9 protein-coding genes and 1 pseudogene are annotated in these 9,552 nt (G+C 68.4%); 9 read left to right on the top strand and 1 reads right to left on the bottom strand.

Annotated elements, in window-relative coordinates; translation table 11 throughout:
* The 4 genes and pseudogenes from B3587_RS00060 to xerD all read left to right on the top strand — a co-directional run.
* Positions 1 to 798 (top strand): annotated as a pseudogene (locus B3587_RS00060) (DNA repair protein RecN); the annotation flags it as partial.
* Positions 799 to 815: 17 nt separating this feature from the next.
* The gene (locus tag B3587_RS00055) at positions 816 to 2,567 is read left to right on the top strand and encodes a CTP synthase (protein ID WP_228177832.1); all 1,752 of its coding nucleotides are present in this window, start codon (positions 816 to 818) and stop codon (positions 2,565 to 2,567) included.
* Positions 2,568 to 2,575: 8 nt separating this feature from the next.
* Complete coding sequence (locus tag B3587_RS00050; RefSeq protein WP_292725597.1) at positions 2,576 to 3,166, top strand: NUDIX domain-containing protein; 591 nt, start codon at positions 2,576 to 2,578, stop codon at positions 3,164 to 3,166.
* 2 nt (positions 3,167 to 3,168) lie between these two features.
* Positions 3,169 to 4,092 (top strand): site-specific tyrosine recombinase XerD, encoded by a 924-nt coding sequence (gene xerD, locus B3587_RS00045; protein WP_292725595.1) that lies wholly within the window; start codon positions 3,169 to 3,171, stop codon positions 4,090 to 4,092.
* A 7-nt stretch (positions 4,093 to 4,099) separates the two neighbouring features.
* Here the strand turns inward: xerD and B3587_RS00040 are convergent, their stop codons facing one another.
* Positions 4,100 to 5,047 carry an NAD-dependent epimerase/dehydratase family protein gene (locus B3587_RS00040; protein ID WP_292725592.1) on the bottom strand — a complete coding sequence of 316 codons (948 nt, stop codon included), beginning with the start codon at positions 5,045 to 5,047 and terminating at the stop codon, positions 4,100 to 4,102.
* Positions 5,048 to 5,124: 77 nt separating this feature from the next.
* Here B3587_RS00040 and B3587_RS00035 point away from each other — a divergent pair, with 77 nt between their 5' ends.
* The 5 genes from B3587_RS00035 (at position 5,125) to B3587_RS00015 (ending at position 9,507) form a co-directional block, all read left to right on the top strand.
* Complete coding sequence (locus tag B3587_RS00035) at positions 5,125 to 6,027, top strand: ParA family protein (RefSeq protein WP_228177791.1); 903 nt, start codon at positions 5,125 to 5,127, stop codon at positions 6,025 to 6,027.
* Between the two features lie 85 nt (positions 6,028 to 6,112).
* Positions 6,113 to 6,967, top strand: coding sequence for a segregation and condensation protein A (locus B3587_RS00030; RefSeq protein ID WP_292725609.1), 855 nt, complete (start codon positions 6,113 to 6,115; stop codon positions 6,965 to 6,967).
* A complete protein-coding gene (gene scpB, locus B3587_RS00025) occupies positions 6,957 to 7,541 on the top strand; it encodes an SMC-Scp complex subunit ScpB (protein WP_292725590.1) in 585 nt (194 codons plus the stop codon). The genes B3587_RS00030 and scpB overlap by 11 nt, the downstream gene beginning before the upstream one ends.
* Entirely contained in the window at positions 7,538 to 8,377 is an 840-nt protein-coding gene (locus tag B3587_RS00020; RefSeq protein WP_292725588.1) for a pseudouridine synthase, read from the top strand. Before scpB ends, B3587_RS00020 begins: the two co-directional genes overlap by 4 nt.
* Positions 8,374 to 9,507, top strand: a complete 1,134-nt coding sequence (locus B3587_RS00015) for a prephenate dehydrogenase (protein WP_292725586.1) — start codon at positions 8,374 to 8,376, stop codon at positions 9,505 to 9,507. Before B3587_RS00020 ends, B3587_RS00015 begins: the two co-directional genes overlap by 4 nt.
* Positions 9,508 to 9,552: the final 45 nt, after the last annotated feature.

Raw genomic sequence — 9,552 nt, 5'->3', positions numbered from 1 at the left:
GATGAATCGGGTCCGCACGAACTTGCCGCCGTCGAGGAGCGCCGTGCCGCACTGTCCGAACTGGTGCGCGCGCATGGCTCCCTGGATGAGGCGATCGCGCTTCTGGACACCGGGTCGGCACGGCTGGCAGAACTCGACGACGACGGCGAGCGGGTCGAGCGACTCACTCGGGAGCGGGAGGAGGCGGCATCCGCTCTCGATGAGGCGGCAGCTGCCCTCACGGCGGCGCGCACGACGGCTGCCGCCCGCCTCGGAGAGCTCGTGACCGCCGAGTTGCATGCTCTGGCGATGCCGGATGCCGAGATCGAGGTTTCCGTCACCCCCGCAGCTCCGAGCCGCTCCGGGCGGGACGAAGTGGCGATCCTCCTGGCACCCCACCCGGGTTCGTCGCCACGCCCGGTCTCGCGCAGCGCATCCGGCGGTGAGCTCAGCCGCGTCATGCTCGCGATCGAAGTCGTGATCGCGGCGGTCGATGCCGTGCCCACCTTCGTTTTCGACGAAGTGGATGCCGGAATCGGCGGCGCTGCGGCCATCGAGGTTGGCAGGCGCCTGGCGCGCCTGGCGCAGACATCCCAGGTGATCGCCGTGACCCACCTCGCGCAGGTCGCGGCGTTCGCGAACAACCATCTGAGCGTGGTCAAGGCCAGCGATGGCGCCATCACGGCATCCGGTGTTCACCAGCTCACCGGCGCCGCCCGGGAGGCCGAGATGGCGCGGCTGCTGTCGGGGATGCCAGACTCCGAGGCAGCGCTCACCCACGCCCGCGAGTTGCTCGACCTGGGCGCGATTGCCGACTGATAGGATCGAAGCCCGTGATGCAGACCCCGAGTGACTCGCACGGTTCCCCTTCGGACGACGCCCCGGCGTCCCCCTTCTCTACCGGTGACGAGCGCTCGTCGGGCCTGACGACGACGAAGCATATTTTCGTCACGGGAGGTGTCGTTTCCTCCCTCGGCAAGGGTCTGACTGCCGCAAGCCTCGGCAACCTCCTCACCGCGCGCGGCTTGCGGGTCGTGATGCAGAAGCTCGACCCGTATTTGAACGTCGACCCCGGAACGATGAACCCGTTCCAGCACGGCGAGGTCTTCGTGACCGATGACGGTGCTGAGACCGACCTCGACATCGGGCACTACGAGCGGTTCCTCGACATCGACCTGAGCCAAGCGGCCAACGTCACGACCGGACAGATCTACTCCCAGGTCATCGCCCGCGAGCGCCGGGGTGAGTACCTCGGCGACACGGTGCAGGTCATCCCGCACATCACCGACGAGATCAAGCGGCGCATGCGGTTGCAGGCAACCGAGGACCCGCAGCCCGATGTCATCATCACCGAGATCGGCGGCACCGTCGGTGACATCGAGTCGCAGCCGTTCATCGAGTCGGCGCGCCAGATCCGGCACGAGCTGGGTCGCAAGAACGTCTTCTTCGTGCACGTGTCGCTCGTGCCGTTCATGGGAGCCTCGGGGGAGCAGAAGACCAAGCCGACGCAGCACTCCGTGGCGACGCTGCGCTCGATCGGCATCCAGCCCGACGCACTCGTGCTGCGCAGCGATCGTCCCGTCACCGAGGCGAACAAGCGCAAGATCGCGCTCATGTGCGACGTCGACGAGGGCGCCGTCGTCAACGCGGTCGACGTGCCGAGCATCTACGACATCCCGACGATGCTCCACGACCAGGGGCTGGATGACTACATCGTCGACGCGCTCGATATCGCGAAGGCCGACCGCGTGGACTGGACGCGCTGGAACCGCGTACTGCAGGCGGTCCACAACCCCAAGCACGAGGTGACGATCGGGCTGGTCGGCAAGTACATCGATCTTCCCGACGCCTATCTGTCGGTGACCGAGGCCCTGAAGGCCGGTGGGTTCGCGCACGAGACCCACGTGACCATCACCTGGATTCCCTCGGACCTGTGCGAGACCCCGGAGGGCGCGGCGAAGGCGCTCGCGTCGGTCGATGGGATCGTCGTTCCCGGCGGTTTCGGCATCCGTGGCATCGAGGGCAAGCTCGGTGCGCTGCGTTTCGCGCGCGAGCAGGGCATCCCGACGCTCGGCCTGTGCCTGGGCCTGCAGTGCATGGTCATCGAGTACGCCCGCAACATGGCAGACCTGCCGGGGGCATCCTCGAGCGAGTTCGATCCCGACACCGAGTTCCCGGTCATCGCGACGATGGCAGAGCAGGTCGACATCATCGACCACGGCGACCTGGGCGGCACCATGCGGCTGGGGCTGTATCCGGCGCAGCTCGACGAGGGCTCGATCGCGGCCGAGGTCTACGAATCAACGCGCGTTTCGGAGCGCCACCGCCACCGGTACGAGGTCAACAACGCCTACCGCGACCGCCTCGCCACCGCAGGCCTGCGTTTCTCGGGGCTCTCGCCCGACCGGAACCTCGTCGAGTACGTCGAGCTGCCGCGTGAGGTGCACCCGTACTACATCGCGACCCAGGCCCACCCCGAGCTGCGCTCGCGGCCGACGGCGCCGCATCCGCTTTTCCGCGGGCTCGTGGGTGCAGCTCTCGACCGTCACCGCGCGAGCGAGCTCTTCGACGTCGAATCGGATGAGTGACGAGTCCGATGAGTGACGCAGTGACCGGCGGCGTGCGTGATGAGCCGTTCGAGGCTCCCGTCGTCTCGTCGACTCTGGTGCACGAGGGCCGGGTGTGGGACGTCCGCAGCGACACCGTTCGCTACGACGATGCCGAGATCGTGCGCGAGTACGTTGACCATCCGGGCGCTGCGGCTGTGGTCGCGATCGACGACGAGGGGCGGATGCTGCTGATCCAGCAGTATCGGCATCCGATTCGCCACCGGGACTGGGAGGTGCCGGCGGGGCTGCTCGATGTCGCCGGCGAACCGCCGATGGCGACGGCGCAGCGGGAGCTTGCCGAGGAGGCCGACCTTGTTGCCGCGTCGTGGCAGCCGCTCGTGAGCATCTTCACGACGCCGGGCGGCAACGACGAGGTCGTGCACCTGTTCCTTGCGCGCGGGTTGAGCCCGGCGCCGGAGGTACACGAGCGTGAGGACGAGGAAGCCGACATCCGGCTCGAATGGGTGTCCGTGGATGAGGTCATCTCGGGGGTCCTGGATGGGAACCTGCGTAACGGCATCCTCTCGGTGGGGGTGCTCGCCGCGGCCGAAGTGCTGCGTCGCGAACGCCGGGACTGAGGATGCAGCTCGATCGGGCGCTCGATGCGTACCTGCGCCACGTCACGATCGAGCGGGGCTTATCGGCGCACACGGTGGCCGCGTACCGCCGTGATCTCGGGCCGTACCGGCAGTGGCTCGCAGACCGCGGGATTGATGACTCGGAGCAGGTCACCGCGGCGCTCGTGACCGAGTACATCGCCGAGCGCGCGGCATCCGACCCGCCGCCTGCTGCCACGAGCCTTGCGCGTCTGCAGTCGTCGGTGCGGGGGATGCATCGGTTCCTCGTTGTCGAGGGCATCGACCCCGTCGATCCGACGACGCACGTGCGGCCGCCGAAGATGCCCCGGCGCCTCCCGAAGGCGCTCACGATCGCCCAGGTCGAGGCGCTGCTGGCTGCTGCGGGTCCCGAGCCTGCGGCGGCGACACCCGGCGATCTCGTGGCGCTGCGGGATCGGGCACTTCTCGAACTGCTGTACGCGACGGGTGCGCGCGTGTCGGAGGCGGTAGGCCTCGATGTCGACGACGTGACCGATGGCGACATCCTGCGGGTGCGCGGCAAGGGCTCGAAGGAGCGCATCGTTCCCATCGGCTCGTACGCGCGGGCAGCGGTGGATGCCTACCTCACCCGGGCGCGTCCCGAGCTCGCCCGTCGCGGCAAGGCAAGCCCGCGGCTGTTCCTCGGGGCGCGCGGGGCGCCGTTATCGCGACAGAGCGCGTGGCTCGTGATCCAGGCCGCCGCCGAGCGCGCGAACCTCGAGGCGCATGTGTCGCCGCACACGCTGCGGCACTCGTTCGCGACCCATTTGCTGCAGGGCGGCGCCGACGTCCGCGTCGTGCAAGAACTCCTCGGCCATGCCTCGGTCGCGACGACGCAGATCTACACGCATGTCAGCGTCGACGCCCTGCGTGATGTGTATGCGACGTCGCACCCTCGCGCGCGCTGAGCAGGCCTCACGACGACAGACGTTCCCGCCATGCTCGCGCGGTCTCGGCGAGGAGCTGGTCCCAGTTCGTCGGGCGGATGCCGAAGGTCTGCTCGGTCTCAGTGGCATCGACTTCGAACGGTGCGTCGAACTGATACAGCATCCCGTCAACCTCGCGAAGGAGCGGGACGACCAGGCCGCCGGTCTGGAGCAGCCACCGCGGCACGACGCGCAGTCGCGGTTCGGGAGCGCCGACTGCCGTGCTCAGTTCCCGGAGGGCCTCGCGCACACTGACGGGCGGATTGCTGGGGACGAGCCACGGCCGGCCCCAGGCCCGTTCGTCGCGGCCGAGCATTACGAGGGTCCGAGCGACGTCGTCGATCGCTGTCCACGCGTGTGGCACATCAGGGTCGGCGAACACCGATGCGGGCTTTCCTACGAGCGTTGCCTGGGCGTACCTCGCGAGGAGCCCGCTGGCGACGGGGAGAGTCGGGCCGATGTAGTCCGAGGCGCGGGCCTCGGTGGCACGGATGCGGCCTGCCTCGTGTGCCGCGCGTGCTTCCTCCCACATCCGGGCCCGCAAAGCGCCCTTGTGATCAGTCGGATTCAGCGGCATCTGCGCGGTCATCGGCTCCGTGACGGGGCCGTAGCCGTACAGGTTCGACATCGTCACGAGCACGGCGCCGGTCGACTCGGCAGCGGTCAGGAGCGCCGACCCCAACGGCGGCCAGAGGCGTTCCCACTGCGTGTAGCTCCCCGGGTTCGCGCAGTTGTAGATCGCTGCCGCACCGGAGGCGATGCGGGTGAGCGCCTCGGGGTCAGAGGCGTCCGCGGCTATCGACCTGATGCCGTCGCCGCCAAGTTCACTGCCCGAGCGGGTGACGACGATCACCGGTTCACCGTCGCCGGCGAGGATGCGCGCGAGAGACGACCCGACCGGGCCGGCTCCGACGATGACGTGGGGTGCGCTGGACATGGCCCGAGTGTAGGGCCGAACGCGCCCGGCACGCCTCGCGGTCGGTGAACGCTCGGTGACTAGAATCGATCAACGGCATGGCGAAGTCAGGAGAGTCGGTGGCGGGCAGCAAACGAGGCGCGAAGACGGACGCGGAGTCCGACATCCTCGGTCCCACCGGTCGCCCATATCGCGGGTTCGACACCCCTCCGCCGCTGTCGTCGCACGGTCCTGCCCGCGTGATCGCCCTGTGCAACCAGAAGGGCGGCGTCGGCAAGACCACGACGACGATCAATCTCGCTGCCTCGCTCGCGGACTACGGCAGGCGAGTGCTGGCTGTCGACTTCGACCCGCAGGGTGCGCTGTCGGCGGGTCTCGGCATCCCGACGCACGACATCACCACGATCTACGAGCTGCTGCTCGATCCCAAGCGCGACCCGCACGACGCGATCGTGAAGACGTCGGTGGAGGGGCTCGATGTCATCCCGGCGAACATCGATCTGTCGGCTGCGGAAGTCCACCTCGTCAACGAGGTAGCACGCGAGACGATCCTTGCCCGGGTGCTGCGCAAGGTGGCCGGGGAATACGACGTCATCCTCATCGACTGTCAGCCCTCGCTCGGACTCCTCACCGTCAATGCCCTCACCGCCAGCCACGGCGTGATCATTCCGCTGGAGTGCGAGTACTTCGCGCTGCGCGGGGTTGCCCTGCTCATCGAGACGATCGACAAGGTCCGCGATCGCCTGAACCCCGACATCCGTCTCGATGGGGTACTCGCGACCATGTACGACCCGCGCACGCTGCACTCGCGTGAGGTGCTCGAACGCGTCGTCGAGGCGTTCGGCGATGACGTGCTGGAGACCGTGATCGGTCGCACCGTCAAGTTCCCGGACGCGTCGGTGTCGGGGATGCCGATCACGACGTTCGCTCCCGAACACGCCGCAGCGCAGGCCTATCTGCGGCTCGCGCGAGAGCTCGTCGCCCGTGGCGCCGTCGCCTGAGCCCTCGAGCGCGACGGATGCCGCTCCGGTGCCGTCAGACGAGAGCGGCAGTTCCGTGCATCCGCGGCGCATTGATGAGCCGCAGGTGCACGAAACTGCAGCACACGAGGGAACGGATGCCGCGCCCGGTGCCGCTGCGGATGGCGCGGCCGAAGCAGACGGCGGGTTCCGCGTCACGCTCGATGTGTTCGATGGCCCGTTCGACCTGCTGCTGACACTCATCAGCAAACGCGAACTCGATATCACCGAGGTTTCGCTCAGCGAGGTCACCAACGAGTTCATCGCCCACGTGCGGGCGCTCGGCCCCGAGCACGACCTCGACGAGTCCTCGCAGTTCCTGGTCGTTGCCGCGACGCTCTTGGACATGAAGGTCGCAGGCCTGCTGCCCCAGGGGGAGTTGGTGGATGCCGAGAGCGTCGCGCTGCTCGAGGCCCGCGATCTGCTCTTCGCCCGCCTCTTGCAATACCGCGCGTTCAAGGAGGTCTCGGCGTGGTTCGGGCGCAGCCTCGTGCGCGAGGACACACGTCACGCGCGCACGGTGCGGCTCGATGCGAAGTACCGGGATGCCGTCCCCGAACTGGTCTGGACGCTTTCACCGCAGGATTTTGCTGCGCTCGCGATGCTCGCCTTCGCGCCGAAGGAGATCCCGCAGGTCGGGCTCGACCATCTGCACGCGCCGTTGGTCAGCATCCGGGAGCAGGCGGCTGTCGTGGTGACGCTGCTCCGAAACTCCGGATCGCTGAACTTCCGCGAGCTGATCGTCGGGGTGGACCAGCCGGGGATCGTGGTAGCGCGCTTCCTGTCGGTTCTCGAGCTGTACCGCCACGCGGCACTCTCATTCGAGCAGGTCGAACCCCTCGGCGAACTCACGCTGCGCTGGACCGCCGAGCGGTGGTCGGACGAGAACCTTGCGACACTGGGAGCCGACTATGACCGATGACACGACCTCGGACTTCGCTTCCGACATCACCCGCCGGCTTGAGGCGATCATGATGATCCTCGACGAGCCGCACAGCCTCGTGAGCCTTGCCGCGGCAGTAGGGGCGCCCGTGCCCGCCGTACGCCAGGCCATCGAGACCCTCGTCGCTGACTACGACGGTCTGACCGGCGGCCCCAAGCGCGGGTTCGAGCTGCGCGAGGTCGGCGGCGGCTGGCGGATGTATGTGCGAGAGGAGTTCGACGATCTCGTGAGCGACTTCGTCGGAACGCAGGCTCCGTCGCGGCTCTCGCAGGCTGCCCTCGAGACGCTCGCCGTCATCGCCTACAAGCAGCCCGTCACCCGCGGGCAAGTCGCGGCGATCCGTGCCGTCAATGTCGATTCGGTGGTGCGGACGCTCCTGTCGCGGGGTCTCATCACGGAGGTGTTCACGGATCCCGACACCGGGGCGATCCATTACGGCACGACCGATGCCCTGCTCGTGAACCTCGGGATCAACTCCCTTGATGAGCTGCCGCACATCTCACCCCTGCTCGATGACGGTGCAGACGGTTTCGCGGGGGAGTCGATCCGATGACGGCATCCGGATTCGAGTCAGAGGGCCCCGACGGCGTGCGCCTGCAGAAGGTGCTCGCCGGAGCCGGAGTAGCGTCGCGTCGTGTCTCAGAGCAGCTGATCGCGGCCGGGCGTGTTCGGGTGAACGGCCGCGTCGTGACCGAACTCGGGACGCGTATCGATCCGACCACGGACCTCGTGGATGTGGACGGGGTCGCCGTGCAGCTCGATGAGAGCAAGCGATATGTGGTGCTCAACAAACCGCGCGGCGTCGTCAGCTCGATGCGCGACGAGCGGGGCCGCCCGGATCTTCGCGAATACACGGCGGAATGGTCGGAGCGACTCTTCAACGTCGGACGCCTGGATGCCGATACCAGCGGACTGCTCGTCCTCACGAACGACGGTGAGTTGGCGCACGTGCTCTCACACCCGTCGTTCGGGGTGACGAAGGTCTACATCGCCAAGGTCGAGGGGCGCGTCACGCCGCAGACGATCGCGCGGCTCACACGCGGAGTGACGCTGGAGGATGGCCCGATAGCCGCCGACAAGGCGCGGCTGCTGTCGGCATCCGATGCCGGCGGTGGCTCGCTCGTGGAACTCACCCTGCACTCGGGCCGCAACCGCATCGTGCGACGGATGATGGCCGAGGTGGGGCATCCTGTCGTGGAGCTCGTGCGCCGCCAGTTCGGCCCGCTGCACCTGGGAAGCCTCCCGGTCGGGGCGGTGAGGGAGTTGACTACAGTAGAACGAGGCGCATTGCTGACTCTTGCGCGCCGCGAGGGTGACCCGCAGCAAGAGATCGCGCGCCACGAGGCTGACGACTCTTCGTCGCCCGATTCTCAGGAGACTTCCCCGTGACGAGCCCCGATACGTCAGCCGTGGCAGGCGGTGATTCGCTGACCCCACGCGTCACCGGCACAGTGCGCGTGGTCGGTGCCGGTCTCCTCGGCGCCAGCGTCGGGCACGCGCTGCGCGCGCTGGGCGTGGATGTCGTGCTCGAGGATGCTTCGCCATCGCAACTGCGTCTCGCCATCGATTACGGCGCCGGACGCGCTGCCACGCCCGCCGACGAGCCCACGCTCATCGTCGTCGCGGTTCCGCCGGATGTCGTCGCCGACGTCGTCGAGCGGGAACTGCGCACGTTCCCGCGCGCCGTCGTGACGGATGTCGCGAGCGTCAAGCTCGAGCCGTTGCAGGAGCTCCAAGCTCGCGGCGTCGACCTCACGCACTACATCGGGTCCCATCCGCTGGCCGGTCGTGAGCGGGGCGGTGCGATTTCAGCGCGGGCCGACCTGTTCATCGGTCGCCCCTGGGTGGTCTGCCGTGACGGCAAGACACCGGCATCCGACCTTGCGCTCGTCGAGGCGCTCGCGCTGGATCTCGGGGCGACCCCGATCGAGATGACCCCCGAAGACCACGACCGTTCGGTAGCCCTCGTTTCACACGTGCCGCAGCTGGTGGCGAGCCTGCTGGCAGGCCGGTTCACCGACGCCCCCGACGGGTCGCTGCGGCTCGCCGGTCAGGGCGTTCGCGACACCACCCGAATCGCCGCTTCGGCTCCCGAGCTCTGGGTGCAGATCCTGGCGGCCAATGCCGCCCCCGTCGTAGACATCCTCGACGCACTGTCGCAGGACCTTGCCGCCGTCGCCGAGGCGCTCCGCACGCCCGAGGCGCCGGGAGCTCGACGCGAGATCGCCGACACCATTCGCCGGGGCAACGAGGGCGTGGAGCGCCTGCCCGGTAAGCACGGCCAGAACCGCCGCTTCGCGTCCCTCGTGGTGATGGTCGATGACACCGCCGGGCAACTCGGCCGCCTGTTCGGTGACCTGGGCGCGCTCGCGGTCAACGTCGAAGACTTCCGGCTGGAACACTCGCCGGGGGCCCCTTTCGGCCTCGCCGAAATCGCCGTCGCGCCATCCGTGCTGCGCGACGCGACAGCCGGACTCGAGAAGCGCGGATGGAAGATCGCGAGCACCACCAATGACTGATACCGCCCCCGAGGCTCTGGCCGCCGACACTGTCGCCGCCGACAC

The sequence above is a fragment of the Microbacterium sp. UBA837 genome, assembly GCF_002296025.1.
Classification (GTDB): Bacteria; Actinomycetota; Actinomycetes; order Actinomycetales; family Microbacteriaceae; genus Microbacterium.
Note: the sequence above shows the minus strand (reverse complement) of the source record. Positions and strands in the feature narration are given on the sequence as shown.